Origin of the sequence: Bacillus sp. M13(2017), from assembly GCF_002218325.1 — a bacterium.
GTDB classification, from domain to species: Bacteria; Bacillota; Bacilli; order Bacillales; family Bacillaceae_G; genus Bacillus_A; species Bacillus_A thuringiensis_K.
Genome location: NZ_KZ268501.1, coordinates 401,981 through 418,365 on the forward strand (window position 1 = coordinate 401,981; position 16,385 = coordinate 418,365).

Sequence of the window (16,385 nt, forward strand, 5' to 3'; positions counted from 1 at the left end):
TTTATTTTGCTTGAATAGTAGATTTACTAGAAGCCACACTTTCATTATGCAATCGATCAACTGCAGTTACGACATACGTATACGTTTCTCCAGAAATAGCGGTTTTATCTACATAAATTTCTCCAAGTTTTGTTTTTCTTACAGTAGTAAGTAAATTTTTGGGGTTTTGTATATCTACTTCATTTTTCCCATTCGTGCGGTAAATAGCGTAATAAGCAGAATCATTATCTCTATTGTCAATGATACCGATTGCAATACCTTCATTTCTTGGAATGGCACCTTTTAAAGTCGGTTGTTTTGGTGGATCATGATCAAGCCAAGGCATAGGCGGGATTAATGCAGGATATTTATATATGTCTTTTGAGAGTCGATCTTTAACTCCAAGTGGATTGTTATTAATATCTTTTAAGCTAAAATGCATACTACCTTTTATTTCAGGATATAGCCGGTTTAATGCAATTTGTCTCGGATATTCTTCTGGATCAGACCAAGCAGGGACGGAGTTATTATTAATTTTATAGGCCGCTTGACCGATGTATAGGTGAATTGGTTTGTTATTTGTTTCTTTAACCCACCAATCTACTAATATGTCATATGCAGCTGGGGTGAAACCTATATTCCAATATATTTGCGGTGTAATGTAGTCAATATATCCTTTTTGTATCCACTCACGTGTGTCAGCATAAAGGTCATCATAGTTTCTTTGGCCTGCGGTTGTGTTAGAGCCAGTCGGATCGTCAGCTATATTTCGCCATACGCCGAACGGACTAATGCCAAACTTTACATATGATTTTTCTTGTTTTATAGCAGTATTTAAATCTTTTACAAGTTCATTTACATTGTTACGTCGCCAATCTTCTATATTTGTAAATCTACCGTTATTATATGTTTCGTACGTTTTCTGATCTGGAAATTCTTCACCGGCTACTTTATATGGGTAAAAATAATCATCCATATGCAGCGCATCAATATCGTAATTTTGTACGATTTCTAAAGCACCTTCTGTTATAAATTTTTTCACTTCCGGAATACCAGGATTGTAATATAACTTTCCACCATAAGGTACAACCCAATCGGGATGTTGCCTTGCAGGATGATTATTTGATAATCGATTTATATCGGTATGATTCATCGTTATTCGGTATGGGTTAATCCAAGCGTGGAATTCTATATTTCTTTTATGAGTTTCTTCAATCATAAATGCGAGCGGGTCATAACCAGGATCTTTTCCTTGTGTCCCCGTAATGTATTCAGACCAAGGACCGTAATTTGAAGGATAGAAAGCATCAGCAGTTGGTTTAATTTGTACAACAACTGTATTCATACCAGTGCTTTTTACATCGTCTAATAATCGTATAAATTCTTGTTTCTGTTTTTCAATGGGTAAGCCAGTTTTTGAGGGCCAATCAATATTCAGAACAGATGCAATCCATACAGCACGTAATTCGTGTTTTTTGTATGCAGTATTTACTTCAGCATAAGTAGAGTGAGGGGGAATGAAAGAGAAAGGGATGAACAAGATGACGATACAACATATCATTAATAAACGTTTAACGATCATTTATACGCCTCCTATCATATGATTAGTTAAAATAATATCTGAGGCGAGGTTGACCTTGCAATAGAGAAAATTACATATTGAAACATTAATTTAATAGGGGAAATATTTATAATGAAATTTACTTTCATTATAAATAAATTCATTTACTACTTCATATGCTTGTTAGTAAAGTGAAACTTCCTTTCATTTGAAGGGTAATAAATTATAAGTATAGGAGGATTAACAAATGAAAGTTTTGTTCGTCTGTTCTGGAGGAATGTCCAGTGCAATTGTTGTAAACGCTTTAAAAAAAGAAGCGGAGAAAAATGGTGTGAACATGGAAGTGCATGCAATTGGAACGAATGAGGTAGAGGAAGAAGTAAAGAATGGTTGGGATGTTGTAATGGTTGCACCACAAGTTAGACACCGATTTGACTCTGTAAAAAAATTTGCAGAAGAGGAGTCTATTCCGTGTGGTATCATTCCGCCGCAAGCATATACGCCGCTTGGTGGAGCGACTTTATTAAAGACTGTAAATGATTTAATTCGTTAGGGGGAACCGTTATGAATAAGTTTGTCACGTTTCTTGATAAAAACTTATCTGGACCGATGGCAAGACTTTCTGAACAGAGACATTTACAAGCAATCCGTGATGGAGTTATTTCAGCATTACCATTTATCATCGTAGGAAGTTTCTTTTTAATCGTAGCATTTCCACCATTACCGAAAGATAGTTTCATATCCGTTTGGGCATTAAAGAATCAAACAAGTATATTAATACCATATCGTTTAACTATGTTTATTATGTCTTTATATATAGCATTTGGAATAGGATATAATTTAGCGAAGAGTTATAAGTTAGATGCTTTATCGGGAGCTCAGCTTGCAGTATGTTCACTACTTTTAACATTAACTCCTGAATTAATTGATAAAAAAGGATTCATGCTTCCGATGACAAATCTCGGAGGGCATGGACTATTTGTGACTATGATTGTTTCTATTTTATCAGTTGAGATTTTAAGGTTTTGTAAGAAGAACAACGTAACGATTAAAATGCCAGAACAAGTACCACCGTCAGTATCGCGTTCGTTTGAAGCACTTATACCTGCTGCATTCGTTATTATTATTATGAGCCTTATTACAGTTGTTTTTAAAGTTGATGTACATTACGTAGTGGATAAATTAGCCGCACCGTTAGTCAAAGCTGGAGATAGTTACTTTGGCGTCATAATACCTGTATTTTTAATTACATTTTTCTGGTCCTTCGGAATACATGGTGTATCGGTTGTAGGTACTGTAGCAAGACCGCTTTGGGATGTATATCTAGGAAAAAACGGTGAAGCTGTAGCAAGTGGTGCGAGTCAATTTCCATTTATTGCACCAGAACCGTTTTATCAATGGTTTATTTGGATTGGTGGCTCGGGAGCAACATTAGGGCTTGTGTTAGCGATGATCGTATTTGGTCGGTCAAAATATTCGAAAGCATTATCGAGAACATGTATTGTTCCTGGGATTTTTAATATAAATGAACCGGTTATATTCGGTTTGCCGATTGTATTAAATCCAATTTTAATTATTCCTTTCGTCATTACGCCGCTAGTAACAGCGACTATTGCTTATGCCGCAACGGCAATGGGTTTTGTAACGCCAACTCATATTATGCCACCATGGACATTACCAGCCCCAATTGGTGCATATTTAGCTACAGGTGGAGATTGGCGTGCTATTGTATTAGTCTTAATAAATATAGCTATATCATTCCTTATTTATTTACCATTCTTTAAAATGTACGACAAAAATATGCTTGAAATTGAAAAGCATGGTGACGGGGAATCTGTTAATCCTTAATCTGCATGCTGTTATTTTGAGTGATAGACTTCTGTCTATCACTTCTTTCACATTAAAACCAGTAAGGGGGGAATAAAATGAATATAAAATTTAGTTATAAAGGTGTATTTTTATTATTATTTGGAGTGATTTGTTCAAATTTACTTTTTGTCCCTTTATTAGGCATGCTAAATCTATCGCAAATGCATAGTATATGGCTCGTTACAAGCATTGCGGCAAGCGTTTTGCTTACGATAGTTGTTTCTTTCATCGATGGGTCGTTTGCATCGAAAGCTCAATTGTTTTTTAGATTTATATTGTTTTCGATTGGTTGTACGTTGGTTACTTACATGATTGTTTTTTAGTAAATAGGAGGTCATGCACGTTATGTATATTGCAGGGGTAATGTCCGGTACATCATTAGACGGAATAGATGTAGCACTCGTTCATATAGAAGGAAGCGGTGTAGATTCTAAAATTGAACTCATCTATTTTACTACAGTTCTATTTTGTAATGATATAAAAAATGAGATCCAACAAGCGTTATCAATTGAAACTTCGAATGTCCAACTTATATGTAGTTTGAATTTTAAACTTGGTTTATTCTTCGCCAATGCTGTAAAGGAAGTTTGTAAAGAGGCCAATTTTCCTTTGAGACAATTAGATTTAATAGGTTCTCACGGACAAACGATTTATCATCAGCCAAAGCAAGAAGGGAATATTATTTCTTCAACATTGCAAATTGGGGAACCAGCAGTAATAGCATATGAAACGAACACGACGGTTATCTCGAATTTCCGAACAATGGACATGGCGGCAGGGGGACAAGGTGCACCACTTGTACCATATTCAGAAGTTATTTTATATCAGCATCAAACTAAAAATAGACTGCTACAAAATATTGGTGGGATTGGGAATGTTACAGTGCTTCCAAGTAAACGAAGTAATGAGAGTGTTATTGCTTTTGATACGGGACCAGGCAACATGGTAATCGATGAAGTATGTCAAAGATTATTTCATGTACCATATGATCAAAATGGTTGGATTGCAAAGCAGGGGGTAGTTGTAGATGAAATTTTAACATACTGTATGAACCATCCATTTTTGAACATGAAACCACCAAAATCAACAGGTAGAGAACAGTTTGGAGAATCGTTTGTGACTGATATATTGAATCGATTTAAAAAGCATAGTAAAGAAAATATATTGGCAACTGTCACGATGTTTACAGCATGTTCAATTATTCATCATTATAAGGAGTTTATTTTGCCGTATTATGAAATTGATGAGGTGATTTTAGGTGGTGGTGGAAGTTATAATAATACACTTGTTGAAATGTTACGGAATGGATTAAGAGAAGAGAAATGTAGCATATGTATACAAGAAGATATTGGTCATTCTTCAGCAGCGAAAGAAGCAATTGCGTTTGCTATTTTAGCAAACGAAACGTATCATCGTAATCCGAGTAATATGCCGAGCGCAACAGGTGCTAAGAATTCCGTAATTTTAGGGAATATAACATTCCCTCCATACGCAGATGAACATGAGGCGAACATATGAAGTATATGATTGGAGTAGATGGCGGGGGAACGAAGACGGAGGCCATTGCATTTGATCAAGATGGAAATGAAGTTGTAAGAGGTACGAGCCGATTTGGAAATGTATTAATAGATTTTGATCAGGCACTGTTGCATATTATGGAAGCAATTGATCAATGCCAGAAGAGTTTAATAAATGGGCATTGCGTTTGTATTTGTTTAGGAGTAGCTGGTATAAGCGGAGCGAATACAAATGAATTAACATTACGTTTTAAAAAGAAATACGGAACAAAAATTGAAATTTTTAATGATGCAATGATTGCGCATGCAGCAGCTTTAAAAGGTAAGGATGGAATATTAACTATAGGTGGTACAGGTGCAATTTGTATCGGAAAGAAAGAAGAAGTATATCAGTATAGCGGTGGATGGGGACATATTTTAGGAGATGAGGGGAGCGGATATTGGATTGCATTACAAGCTTTAAAGAAAATGGCAATTCAGTTCGATCAAGGAATCAGTCTTTGTCCATTGAGTTTGAATATTCAAAGGCAGTTTCAACTTTTGACACCGTCTCATATAAAAAGCTTAGTATATACTTCTTCTAAAGATAAAATTGCAGCAATCGCGCCATTAGTTATTCAGGAAGCGAGAAATGGCAATGATGATGCGCATGAAATTATGATGCAAGCTGGAAAGGAATTAGCAAGGATTACAGTAAATGTTTATAACAAGTTGAACTTTAAGTACTCAACGCCAATTGCAGTAAGTGGCAGTATATTGCGTTTAGTTCCTGAAATATTTGCTGTATTTCAGAAATGCTGTGAAGAAAGTATGAAAGAAATTACATTCGTATCACAAGCAGAAATGGCAGTGAAAGGAACATATTATTTAATGAGGGATATATATTTTAAAAAATAGTGTATGAGAATTTTTGTATGATTTGTAAAAATATGATGTTAAAATGTATAAAGGGATGTATGTTAAAAACGTACAATATACGTAGTAATTGAATATTGTATATGTATTCCCATGTAGAAAGTGAATGATTACATGATTAATAGTATGCAGTTTTTATATTTGGTGGCTTCTTATTTAATTGGAAACATATTGACCGCTTATATAGTAACAAAATTGAGACATAACGTTGATATTAGGGATGAAGGAAGCGGAAATCCTGGCGCAAGAAATATGGGGCGCGTATATGGAAAAGGGTATTTCATCGCTACATTTTTAGGTGATGCGATTAAAGGGGCAATAGTTGTTGCTGTAGCAAAATCTCTTTTTAAAGATCCTACATTCGTAATGTTAACATTATTGGCCGTTATTATTGGACATATTTACCCAGTTTTATTTAAAGGCAAGGGCGGTAAAGGTATTTCAACATTTATAGGAGGACTAATCGCATTTGATTATTTGATAGCGCTTACCCTCTTAGGCATTTTTATTGTATTTTATTTAATATTTAAAGGGTTTACGAAGCCAGGACTAATTACGATTGCTTGTTTACCAATTTGTATGATTCTTTATTCTTATTCTATTGTTACCACTATATTAAGTGGAATGATTATTGTACTTATTCTATATGTAAATCGAGAATAAAATGAATGTTTAATAAGTGGAGATAATCTCCACTTATCATTTTTTATTAAATAGATAAAGGAGATAAGGCATGGGGTTAATTTATAAAGTTGCTGATCAAGATTGGGAATTTGAAAGTATACATAAATTAAATTATAAAACTTTTGTGGAAGAGATACCACAACATGAAGAAACGAAAGACCGGTTTCGTATAGATCGGTTTCATAAAGAAAATACATATTTAATTTGTTTAGATGAGGATAGATTAGTAGGTATGGTCGCAGTGCGGGGAAAACGACCATTCTCGTTAGATTATAAAATCTCAAATTTAGATGTTTATTTGCAAGAGCATGGAGAAAAAGTGTATGAAATTCGTTTACTTTCAGTAGAACGTGAATATAGAAATGGAAGAGCGTTGTTAGGATTAATTCGTTTTCTACATCGTTATTTGCTTCTAAACGGATATGAATTAGCACTCATTTCTGCAACAACACGTGAACTAGCTTTATATAAGCAAATGGGATTCAAATCTTTCCATACGTTAGTTGGTACAGAAGAAGCAACCTTCCAGCCAATGTATGTTACTCCTGCTATGTTTGAAGAGTCGAGTGTTGGGGGGATTATGACGAAAGAATATACGTTTTTACCTGGTCCAGTAGATATTGAAGAGAATGTTCGAAAGGCATTTTCTACGCGGCCTATTTCGCATCGATCTAAGTCATTTCAAGTGACAATGGACAATGCGAAAAAACGGTTACTTCACATGACAAAAGCAAAACATGTACAGCTTATGTTAGGAACAGGGACGTTAGCAAATGATGCGATTGCTTTACAGTTACGTTCTTTAAAAGGGAAAGGACTAATATTAACAAATGGAGAATTTGGAAATAGATTAGTTGGACATGCAAAACGAGCTTGGTTACATTTTGATACGTATAAAAAAGAAATGGGAGAACCGTTTATTTATAACGAATTAGAAGAAATAATAACAACTGGAAATTATGAATGGCTTTGGTTTGTTCATCATGAAACATCTACTGGAATGTTAAACGATTTAGACGAGTTAAATACTCTTTGTAACGAGAATCAAATGAAACTATGTGTAGATTGTATAAGTTCAATTGGAGCAATACCATTAGACCTGAAAGATGTGTATTTTGCAAGTGGTGTTAGCGGTAAAGCGATTAAATCATATACCGGAATTTCTTTCGTTTTTCATAACCACATTGTAAAAATAAACGAGGCTGTGCCGGCCTATATGGACATTGGCATGTATGAAGAAAATGAAAGCATTCCATACTCACAATCATGGAATTTAATTTACGCATTGCAAGAAGCGTTGAAGAGATTTGAAGATGAAAAGGCATTTGTAAAAATTAAAGAGACATACGATTATGTTGAAGAAGTTATTACTGATATGGGGTTAAAGCTTGTTTCACCTAAAGAACATGCCGCGCCAATTATACTTACTATTGTATTGAGCGAAGATCATTCTTCTAAAGTAGTAGGCGATGCGTTAGCATTACAAGGATACATTGTTCATTATGAGTCATCTTATTTGCAAAAGAATAATTGGATTCAAATTGCATGTTTAAATCATTATAAAGAACGCGATATGAAGAGGATGTTAAATTGTTTGCAAATGTGTTTATTTTAGAGTGGGGTACATATATAAAGACTTTTTCTTTTCGTATAAAGGAGCTAAGACTTACGAAAACTTAGGAATAGAACATTGGAAGAGGTGTAAGTATGATAACTAGAAAACTACCATTACATATAGACGATATTAAAAAAGCTCACAAAATTCTAGATAGAAATGCTCGTAAAACGCCATTAGTAAAATCTTTTTACTTGACTAGTAAAACGGGCGGAGAAATTCATTTGAAATTAGAAAATATGCAATTAACGGGTTCTTTTAAATTTCGTGGCGCATTTAATAAAATGTCGCGGCTCACGGATCAAGAAAAAGAAAGAGGTGTAATTGCATGTTCAGCAGGTAATCATGCACAAGGAGTTGCATTATCTGCTCATTTACTCGGTATTAAGAGTAAAATTGTTATGCCAATTTCTGCACCGCAGGCGAAAGTTGAAGCAACTAAAGGATATGGATCTGAAGTAATTTTACATGGTGAAACCTTTGATGATGCAAAGGCAAAATGTGAAGAAATTATAAGGGAAACAGGTGAAACATACTTACATCCATATGATGATGTAGAGGTAATGGCTGGTCAAGGTACAATTGGATTAGATATTCTTGATGATATGTGGGATGTAGATACTGTCATTGTACCAATAGGTGGAGGCGGAATTATTTCTGGTATTTCTGTAGCATTGAAATCTTTTAATCCATCCATTAATATAATTGGTGTCCAAGCAGATAATGTTCACGGAATGAAGGCATCTTACGATAAAGGCGCAATCGTAGAACATTATGAGGCGCCTACTATTGCAGATGGTTGTGCAGTTAAAATACCAGGCGAATTAACATTTGAAATTGTAAAAGAATTAGTAGATGATATTGTAACTGTATCAGAAAAAGAGCTGGAAGTAGCGATGAAAGATTTATTACAACGTGGGAAAGCTGTTGTAGAAGGTGCAGGTGCGTTAGCAACTGCTGCACTTCTTGCAGGAAAAGTTGATAGCTATACAAAAGGAAAAAAGGTAGTAGCAGTTATATCTGGTGGGAACGTGGACTTACAGCGCATATCGAGTGTATGTGAGCACTTTTTTGTTGCTAATGAAGTAAAATAGTTTTATGAAAGAAGAGCTAAGAGAAATAATTTTAGCTCTTACTTTTTGTCTACCGTTTACTGTAAGTAGTAATAAACTTGCAGAATTTTCCGTTTAATTAATTGTATTATTTAAGCGCCAATTTTTGCACATATCTTTAATGTTACAATAATTATTTCAATATTGTCGAAACGTAAGCAGAAATTTAATATAATAGTCTTAATGTGCTAATGAGCGGTGAGGAGGGCAGGTCATGAATAAAGAAGAACAGGTCATGAACGGTTTCAGGGAATTATATAATAAGCTGGTTTGGCTTAATAAAGATAAGATGGAAGAAGGTCTTAAAGGGTTTAAGTCTTCTGAAGTCCACTGTATTGAATATATTGAAAACAATGCAGATTCTAACGTGACACAACTCGCAGAGGCTTTTTATGTGACTCGCGGTGCTATAAGTAGAATGACTAAGAAGCTCATACAAAAAGGCCTTGTTGAAAGCTACCAAAAGTCAGAAAATAAGAAAGAAATTTATTTTAGACTTACCGAACAAGGGAAAGAAATTTATAAAATCCATGAAGATCTGCACAAAGAGTTTCAAGAGCGGGATAAAGCTGTATTTGAGCAAGTAACTGAAGAAGAATTCAACAGTATAATTAGCTTTGTGGAAAAGTATAGTAGACATTTGGATGCCGAAATAAAGAAACAAGGTATACATATTAAATCGTAAGACATTTTAAGAATAAATGGCAGCCTTACTCTAATATGAGAATAGGCTGCTTTTTTATTATTTTATTTTGTTGACAAAGCAACAAAATATTTTAAGGAGAGAAGTCAAATGTCTATATTTAGATCACAAAATGAAAGGGAAACTGAAAAAAGCATAGATAAACATGCTTTACTATTCGGACTTATTTCTGTATTTCTTTGTGGTATAGGTTTCAGTATCATCATGCCTGTAGTCCCATTCTTAGTACAGCCATATACAAGTAATCCGGAAGAACAAGCATTAGTTGTTACACTACTAACTTCCGTATATGCCGCCCGCGTGTTTTTAGCTGCTCCAGCACTCGGGGCTTTAAGCGATAAGTATGGCCGTCGTCCATTACTTTTAATATGCTTATTTGGTTCTGCAATCGGGTACTTAGTTTTTGGCATAGGAGGAGCTTTATGGGTACTATTTGCTGGACGGATAATAGAAGGTATAACAGGTGGGAGCATAAGTACTATCTTCGCATATTTTGCAGACATCATTCCAAAAGAGCAGAGAACGAAATACTTTGGATGGGTGAGTGCGGTTGTAGGTGCGGGAACTATTATTGGACCAACTCTTGGGGGCTTACTTGCAAAGTTTGGTCATTCTGTACCATTATACTTTGGAGCGTTCATAACTTTATTAAATGTTTTATATGGTATGAAATACATGCCTGAGAGTCTTGACAAAAATAACAGGTTAAAAGAGATTACTTTTGTAAGGTTAAATCCTTTTGCACAGCTAGCAAACATACTTTCCATGAAAAATTTAAAATGGTTACTTGTCTCAGCGTTTTTACTTTGGATACCTAACGGATCTTTACAAGCAATTTTCACGCAATTTACAATGGATACTTTTAGTTGGAAACCTGCATTAATCGGACTTATGTTTTCAATTTTGGGCTTTCAAGACATTGTTTCACAAAGTTTTATAATGCCAAAGCTTTTAATCAAGCTTAGTGATAAACAAATAGCAATTCTTGGGATGGTTTCGGAGATTATAGGATACAGTTTTATTGCGGCATCAGCTTTGCTTTCACTCTATCCACTACTTATCGTTGGAATGCTGATGTATGGTTTTGGGGATTCAATTTTCGGGCCTTCATTCAACGGGATGCTTTCAAAGTCTGTCAGTTCTAGTGAACAAGGAAGGATTCAAGGTGGAAGCCAATCTATTCAAGCTTTAGCAAGAATGATTGGTCCTATTCTTGGAGGACAAATCTATGTATCACTTGGTCATGCCGCACCTGCTTTTATGGGTATGATTCTTATAGTAGCGGCAATAGCAGTTTTGTATAAGGGGACACATGCAACTGTATAACAGATAGATATAAGAACAAATAAAAGGGAGTCAGAACTTAGGAACAAGTGCTGACGCCTTATTTGTTTACGGTTTGAGAGCTAAGAGAAATACTTTTGTTTAGGGATTTATTCTGCTATGCTCTCATGGTGAAGGGGAATATTCAGTGAGGTGGAACTATCATTAATTACAGTTAGCTTTATTTGAAAGTAAAAAGGTAGGTAAATGACTAGATAATTTCATTATGCTTGTGCTGAAGTAAATAATGATTCCATCTTTACTTTGCTCTTTTCTCGAATTTCAGCATCTGCGTGTCTCATAACGTATTTATGCGCTACAGCGATTGCTAAAACATCATCTAATAAGCCAATCCCAATAATAGCAGCTATATCTGGAATGAAATCGATTGTTAATACGTAATAAGATAAAGCGGCTAATATTATGAATTTCGCCTTAGTAGGTAATTCTTTCTTTTTCATTGTGTAGAATAAAATAATACTTTCATATACGCTAGATTTACCGAGGTTTACAGAGCTTTTTTTGAACTTTTTCCAAAGTGTCTGTTTCTCCATATAAACACTCCTTTTACAAAATATAGATTTTTTAAAAGGATGGACAAAGAAGTGAGAGATTAATCAATTTTATTGTTTTTCTTAATTATATATTTCCATAAAAATAGGGGATTACCTGTTTAAAATAATATAATGTGGATTATACAATGATTCACATTGTTCCGTTACATAGTATATATATTGTAAAATGTATGTGGATGATTTAGTTATTATTATGCATTTTATAAGCGGTATGGGGGAAGAAAAATGAAAATAATAGAACTACCAATTGAATTCGAATTTAACGGGCAAAAACAATGTGTTTATCCAAGTTTAATTATAGTACATAATGAATTAACATTAGTCGATACAGGATATACAAGTTTTTTACCTTTAATTGAAAATGCAATATTAAAACATGGATATGAGATGAAAAACTTAAAAAATATAATTATTACTCATTATGATGATGATCATCTAGGGGCTTTATATGATTTCAAAGTGAAATATCCTCACATTAATATTATTGCTAGTGAAATTGAATCTAACTATATTAGTGGTGATATAAAATCAGAGAGGTTAGTTCAAGCTGAAGAAATGTTAGAACGTATGCCAAATGAAGAAAAAGAATTTGGTAAATGGTTTATACAACAGTTAAAAAATATAAAACATATTTCCGTCGATGAAAAAGTGCATGATGGTCAAATGATTTTGAATAATGAATGTCAAATAGTAGCGACGCCAGGACATACTTCGGGGCATATTTCATTATATTTTCCGAATTTAGATTGTGTAATTACGGGAGATGCGGCTGTTCAAGAGAATAGTGAGTTAGTAATAGCTAATCCGAATTTTTGTTTAGATATAGAAAAAGCGAAACAGTCTTTAAATAGGATTAAAAGTTTTAAAGCAGCAGAGTATTATTGCTATCATGGAGGAAAGCTTACTGTATAAACTAATGAAAACCGGTCTTTCCTAAATCGAAAAGATCGGTTTTTTAGTTCATATATTTTGCGATTTCGAGCAAATCAGTAACATTATATTTCGGTAAAATTGAAATATATATGTAAAGAAGAATATATATAATTTGAGCAAGAGTATAGGGGGGAGAAGATGGGTTCGTTATTTGATGTAATAGCAAAATTAAGAAGTTCATTTTGTCTTCTACTAACATGGAAGCATTAATAAAATCTGAGAAAAAGCAAAAAGAATTTGTTCGTCTAGTACACGATGAATATAAAAAAAGAAGATAAGAATTTTTTTATTTTTCATATTTGGCGAAACAAATGGTACAATGAAAGCTAATGTGAAAAATAAGGAAAAGAAGTGGTCTATTTGAAAAACTTTTTAGAATTAGGAATTAGTGAAACTTTTAATCATACATTACGTGAAAATGGAATTACAGAAGCAACACCAATTCAAGAGAAGGCAATTCCTGTTATTATGTCAGGTAAAGATATTATTGGGCAGGCGAAAACAGGAACGGGTAAAACGTTAGCATTCGTGTTACCGATTTTAGAAAAAATCGATCCAGCGTCTAGTGATGTTCAGGCTTTAATTGTTGCACCAACAAGGGAACTAGCACTGCAAATTACAACTGAAATTAAAAAAATGCTTGTTCAAAGAGAAGATATTAATGTACTAGCGATATATGGTGGACAAGATGTTGCGCAACAGTTGAGAAAATTAAAAGGTAATACACATATTGTTGTAGCAACACCGGGACGATTATTAGATCATATACGCCGTGAAACAATTGATTTAAGTAATCTTTCAACAATTGTATTAGATGAAGCGGATCAAATGCTTTATTTTGGTTTCTTATATGATATTGAAGATATTTTAGATGAGACACCAGGTAGTAAACAAACGATGTTATTCTCAGCAACGATGCCAAAAGATATTAAAAAATTGGCGAAGCGTTATATGGATGAACCGCAAATGATTCAAGTACAAAGTGAAGAAGTAACAGTTGATACAATTGAGCAGCGTGTCATTGAGACGACAGACCGTGCAAAGCCAGATGCACTTCGTTTTGTTATGGATCGTGATCAGCCATTTTTAGCTGTTATTTTCTGCCGTACAAAACTTAGAGTAAGTAAACTTTATGATAATTTAAAAGGACTAGGTTATAATTGTGCTGAACTTCATGGTGATATACCTCAAGCGAAACGTGAAAGAGTTATGAAGAGTTTCCGCGAAGCTAAAATTCAGTACTTAATCGCAACGGATGTAGCAGCTCGTGGACTTGATGTAGATGGTGTAACGCACGTATTTAACTTTGATATCCCTGAAGATGTAGAAAGTTATATTCACCGCATTGGCCGAACAGGACGTGCAGGTGGATCAGGTCTTGCAATTACGTTCGTTGCAGCGAAAGATGAAAAACATTTAGAAGAAATTGAAAAAACGCTTGGTGCACCAATACAAAGAGAAATAATTGAACAACCAAAGATAAAACATGTTGATGAAAATGGAAAACCGGTACCAAAGCCGGCTCCGAAGAAATCAGGTCAAAATCGTCAAAGAGATAGCCGCGAAGGTTCAAGAAGTGATTCAAGACGTGATTCCAGAAATAGCTCAAGAAGTGGTTCAAGAAATAGTTCGAGAAATAGTTCTAGAAATGAAAATAACCGATCATTTAATAAGCCAAGTAATAAAAAAGGTAGTACAAAGCAAGGTCAGCAAAGGCGTGGTCGTTAAATAGTTATAATTGTAAAAGAGTCGCAAAATATTGTGGCTCTTTTTTTGTTTGTATACAACAAGGATGATGGCAAGAAAAAACAAAAATTTCATTCACCGTATTTGAAATTTATAAAGGAAATTTTATAGTCCAAAACCATTAGAGCAAGGATATTACTATCATTCAGCAGAACACTTTGATTAAAAGAAAAGGTATTGAAGCGAGCGAGTATTTTCATTACACATTCTGCAATTATCGAAATAGAACAAGAGAAGTTTATGAAGGATTAAACTCGTATTGGTGTACGATTGTTGGAAACTGGAAAACTAATTTGTTAGTTTTGATCGATGAGGAACTCGAGAAGCACCACTGCCATCCTTATGGGGAAATTGCTTATGACGATGAAGGTAATGTAGTGATAATATGCGAAATAAGAAAAAAGGACTAGCAGTCGTACCTGCCGTCCTTTAATAGGAGAAAAAGTAATCTTGTTTAGAACTACGCATAAACAGAAAATCTGCTTGTAATTAGTTTTACCCTAAATATACATGTCTATACAAAAAAGGGATAAGTAAAAGATACTTATCCCCGGAAGGGAAATCCCAAGCACCAAAATGGCTCGTATTGGTCTGCAGGTTCAAAAGTAGTATATGTAAAACGAAAAATCTCATACAAAAAGCAGACAACGATTTTGGTTGTCTGCCAGTGAGCTCAATGAGTTAGCTAATTGTGATAATTTGCATCCCCATTGCGAGAAGAGTGAAGCTGCTAGTTCAAACAGCTTGTTGGTATTATTTTCGATTTCTTAAAAAATATACAGAGAAAGCAGATAAGTGAAGAACCTACCTGCTTTTGCTGTAACAAAAGATAAGAGGTATTAGCCGTGGACACGGCGGCTTGAAAATAGTATGTATTTTTATTTAAAAAATATTCAAGGGGTGAAGAAACATGGAATGTTTAATAAAGGTGTTTGTTTTATTAATCAGTTAATTAATAAAACAAAATAGTTATTTGGGAGAAAGGGAAAATGAATATGAGATGAATTGAAGCTGTTGAAGAATTACTTGAAGTGATGAAAGAATGCTTTTGGAACGGAACATCTTTAAAGGGGAAGCTAATGATTTTAATATTGTATCTTGGCTGATTGAAAAAGCGACGCGTAAAACAAAATAAAGATTTCATTTTGTAGCAATGGAGAATAGATATGTGTACTTATTGGGGGAAAGTAGATAAAGAGTTCTTTAAGAGGCAAGAACCGGAACAAAATAAAAGAGCGGCTAGCAAAAGCTAACTGCTCAATACTCAATACAAGGAGATACAGAGAAGACTACTTTAAATGAATGTTGGCATACAGCCTACATACAGTATTGACCGAATGTTTATTTTAAATTCAATTTATTTAAAGTAAACATCCCAACAGATAAAATGGTTGCGCCTGCTACAGAACCTAGCCAGTCTCTCCAACCTAATGTATTTAAAGATGCATCTGTTAAATCCGTAATTAAGAAGATAGCAAACATTAATACACCAAATGTTAAGCATCCCCAAAATGTTTGCAAATATTTAATCATCTTCTTTCGGAATTTTCTCATATAAATCACCCTTATTAATAATTTATATTTTTATAAATAAATTATCGCATGTGCAAAAATTAAAAGTGCGAAATATGCAATATTACATATTGGAACTCAACAAAATACTCCATTGATAAGTACATAGATCGAACGGAGGGGAACCGTATCGTATGAATCAATTGTCATTTTTTGAAGTCATCGATGTAAAGGAGATGCGCTGACTTGTGGTGAAGGAGCTGAAAAACTACAAAGTGTTGTGCGTCTGGATAAAGAATCGAGAAAAATAGGATCAAGCGGAGGGCATCGTTCTTTTCCTA

15 protein-coding genes are annotated in these 16,385 nt (G+C 34.2%); 12 read left to right on the forward strand and 3 right to left on the reverse strand.

Annotated features, from left to right (window positions below; genetic code table 11):
• Position 1: 1 nt before the first annotated feature.
• Complete coding sequence (locus tag CGQ22_RS08455) at positions 2-1,561, reverse strand: glycoside hydrolase family 10-like protein (RefSeq protein WP_000636013.1); 1,560 nt, start codon at positions 1,559-1,561, stop codon at positions 2-4.
• Positions 1,562-1,787: 226 nt separating this feature from the next.
• Between CGQ22_RS08455 and CGQ22_RS08460 the strand changes: the two genes are divergently transcribed.
• From CGQ22_RS08460 to CGQ22_RS08505, 10 genes are all read left to right on the forward strand, one after another.
• Positions 1,788-2,093: a PTS sugar transporter subunit IIB gene (locus CGQ22_RS08460; RefSeq protein WP_000865909.1), complete on the forward strand. Its 306-nt coding sequence runs from the start codon at positions 1,788-1,790 to the stop codon at positions 2,091-2,093.
• A gap of 11 nt (positions 2,094-2,104) precedes the next feature.
• A complete protein-coding gene (locus CGQ22_RS08465) occupies positions 2,105-3,388 on the forward strand; it encodes a PTS sugar transporter subunit IIC (protein WP_001032290.1) in 1,284 nt (427 codons plus the stop codon).
• A 77-nt stretch (positions 3,389-3,465) separates the two neighbouring features.
• A complete protein-coding gene (locus CGQ22_RS08470) occupies positions 3,466-3,732 on the forward strand; it encodes a hypothetical protein (protein ID WP_001021977.1) in 267 nt (88 codons plus the stop codon).
• Positions 3,733-3,754: 22 nt separating this feature from the next.
• Positions 3,755-4,927, forward strand: coding sequence for an anhydro-N-acetylmuramic acid kinase AnmK (anmK, locus tag CGQ22_RS08475; protein ID WP_089148556.1), 1,173 nt, complete (start codon positions 3,755-3,757; stop codon positions 4,925-4,927).
• A complete protein-coding gene (locus CGQ22_RS08480) occupies positions 4,924-5,823 on the forward strand; it encodes a BadF/BadG/BcrA/BcrD ATPase family protein (RefSeq protein ID WP_000876613.1) in 900 nt (299 codons plus the stop codon). Before anmK ends, CGQ22_RS08480 begins: the two co-directional genes overlap by 4 nt.
• A gap of 132 nt (positions 5,824-5,955) precedes the next feature.
• On the forward strand, positions 5,956-6,504 hold the full coding sequence (gene plsY / locus CGQ22_RS08485) for a glycerol-3-phosphate 1-O-acyltransferase PlsY (protein ID WP_000610866.1): 549 nt from the start codon (positions 5,956-5,958) through the stop codon (positions 6,502-6,504).
• Between the two features lie 70 nt (positions 6,505-6,574).
• Positions 6,575-8,140 carry an aminotransferase class V-fold PLP-dependent enzyme gene (locus tag CGQ22_RS08490; RefSeq protein ID WP_000523053.1) on the forward strand — a complete coding sequence of 522 codons (1,566 nt, stop codon included), beginning with the start codon at positions 6,575-6,577 and terminating at the stop codon, positions 8,138-8,140.
• Between the two features lie 92 nt (positions 8,141-8,232).
• Positions 8,233-9,234, forward strand: a complete 1,002-nt coding sequence (gene tdcB, locus CGQ22_RS08495; RefSeq protein WP_000632956.1) for a bifunctional threonine ammonia-lyase/L-serine ammonia-lyase TdcB — start codon at positions 8,233-8,235, stop codon at positions 9,232-9,234.
• 232 nt (positions 9,235-9,466) lie between these two features.
• Positions 9,467-9,937 (forward strand): MarR family transcriptional regulator, encoded by a 471-nt coding sequence (locus CGQ22_RS08500; RefSeq protein WP_001030902.1) that lies wholly within the window; start codon positions 9,467-9,469, stop codon positions 9,935-9,937.
• A 108-nt stretch (positions 9,938-10,045) separates the two neighbouring features.
• Positions 10,046-11,281: an MFS transporter gene (locus CGQ22_RS08505; protein WP_089148557.1), complete on the forward strand. Its 1,236-nt coding sequence runs from the start codon at positions 10,046-10,048 to the stop codon at positions 11,279-11,281.
• A 221-nt stretch (positions 11,282-11,502) separates the two neighbouring features.
• Here the strand turns inward: CGQ22_RS08505 and CGQ22_RS08510 are convergent, their stop codons facing one another.
• Positions 11,503-11,832 (reverse strand): YkvA family protein, encoded by a 330-nt coding sequence (locus CGQ22_RS08510; protein ID WP_000415089.1) that lies wholly within the window; start codon positions 11,830-11,832, stop codon positions 11,503-11,505.
• A 246-nt stretch (positions 11,833-12,078) separates the two neighbouring features.
• On the opposite strand from CGQ22_RS08510, the gene CGQ22_RS08515 reads away from it, so the two are divergent.
• Together CGQ22_RS08515 and CGQ22_RS08525 are read left to right on the forward strand one after the other, a co-directional pair.
• Positions 12,079-12,765, forward strand: a complete 687-nt coding sequence (locus tag CGQ22_RS08515) for an MBL fold metallo-hydrolase (protein ID WP_000691173.1) — start codon at positions 12,079-12,081, stop codon at positions 12,763-12,765.
• A gap of 372 nt (positions 12,766-13,137) precedes the next feature.
• Positions 13,138-14,514 carry a DEAD/DEAH box helicase gene (locus CGQ22_RS08525; protein WP_002164013.1) on the forward strand — a complete coding sequence of 459 codons (1,377 nt, stop codon included), beginning with the start codon at positions 13,138-13,140 and terminating at the stop codon, positions 14,512-14,514.
• A 1,359-nt stretch (positions 14,515-15,873) separates the two neighbouring features.
• Here CGQ22_RS08525 and CGQ22_RS08535 read toward each other — a convergent pair.
• A complete protein-coding gene (locus CGQ22_RS08535) occupies positions 15,874-16,086 on the reverse strand; it encodes a hypothetical protein (RefSeq protein ID WP_089148558.1) in 213 nt (70 codons plus the stop codon).
• Positions 16,087-16,385 lie beyond the last annotated feature (299 nt).

Excerpts from the sequence above, each read along its gene's own strand:
- CGQ22_RS08480 (WP_000876613.1), top strand. The coding sequence starts at position 4,924 with ATGAAGTATATGATTGGAGTAGATGGCGGGGGAACGAAGACGGAGGCC.
- CGQ22_RS08455 (WP_000636013.1), bottom strand. The coding sequence starts at position 1,561 with ATGATCGTTAAACGTTTATTAATGATATGTTGTATCGTCATCTTGTTC.
- CGQ22_RS08535 (WP_089148558.1), bottom strand. The coding sequence starts at position 16,086 with ATGAGAAAATTCCGAAAGAAGATGATTAAATATTTGCAAACATTTTGG.
- CGQ22_RS08500 (WP_001030902.1), top strand. The coding sequence starts at position 9,467 with ATGAATAAAGAAGAACAGGTCATGAACGGTTTCAGGGAATTATATAAT.
- CGQ22_RS08470 (WP_001021977.1), top strand. The coding sequence starts at position 3,466 with ATGAATATAAAATTTAGTTATAAAGGTGTATTTTTATTATTATTTGGA.
- CGQ22_RS08505 (WP_089148557.1), top strand. The coding sequence starts at position 10,046 with ATGTCTATATTTAGATCACAAAATGAAAGGGAAACTGAAAAAAGCATA.
- plsY (WP_000610866.1), top strand. The coding sequence starts at position 5,956 with ATGATTAATAGTATGCAGTTTTTATATTTGGTGGCTTCTTATTTAATT.
- CGQ22_RS08515 (WP_000691173.1), top strand. The coding sequence starts at position 12,079 with ATGAAAATAATAGAACTACCAATTGAATTCGAATTTAACGGGCAAAAA.
- CGQ22_RS08465 (WP_001032290.1), top strand. The coding sequence starts at position 2,105 with ATGAATAAGTTTGTCACGTTTCTTGATAAAAACTTATCTGGACCGATG.
- CGQ22_RS08460 (WP_000865909.1), top strand. The coding sequence starts at position 1,788 with ATGAAAGTTTTGTTCGTCTGTTCTGGAGGAATGTCCAGTGCAATTGTT.
- CGQ22_RS08510 (WP_000415089.1), bottom strand. The coding sequence starts at position 11,832 with ATGGAGAAACAGACACTTTGGAAAAAGTTCAAAAAAAGCTCTGTAAAC.
- anmK (WP_089148556.1), top strand. The coding sequence starts at position 3,755 with ATGTATATTGCAGGGGTAATGTCCGGTACATCATTAGACGGAATAGAT.
- CGQ22_RS08490 (WP_000523053.1), top strand. The coding sequence starts at position 6,575 with ATGGGGTTAATTTATAAAGTTGCTGATCAAGATTGGGAATTTGAAAGT.
- tdcB (WP_000632956.1), top strand. The coding sequence starts at position 8,233 with ATGATAACTAGAAAACTACCATTACATATAGACGATATTAAAAAAGCT.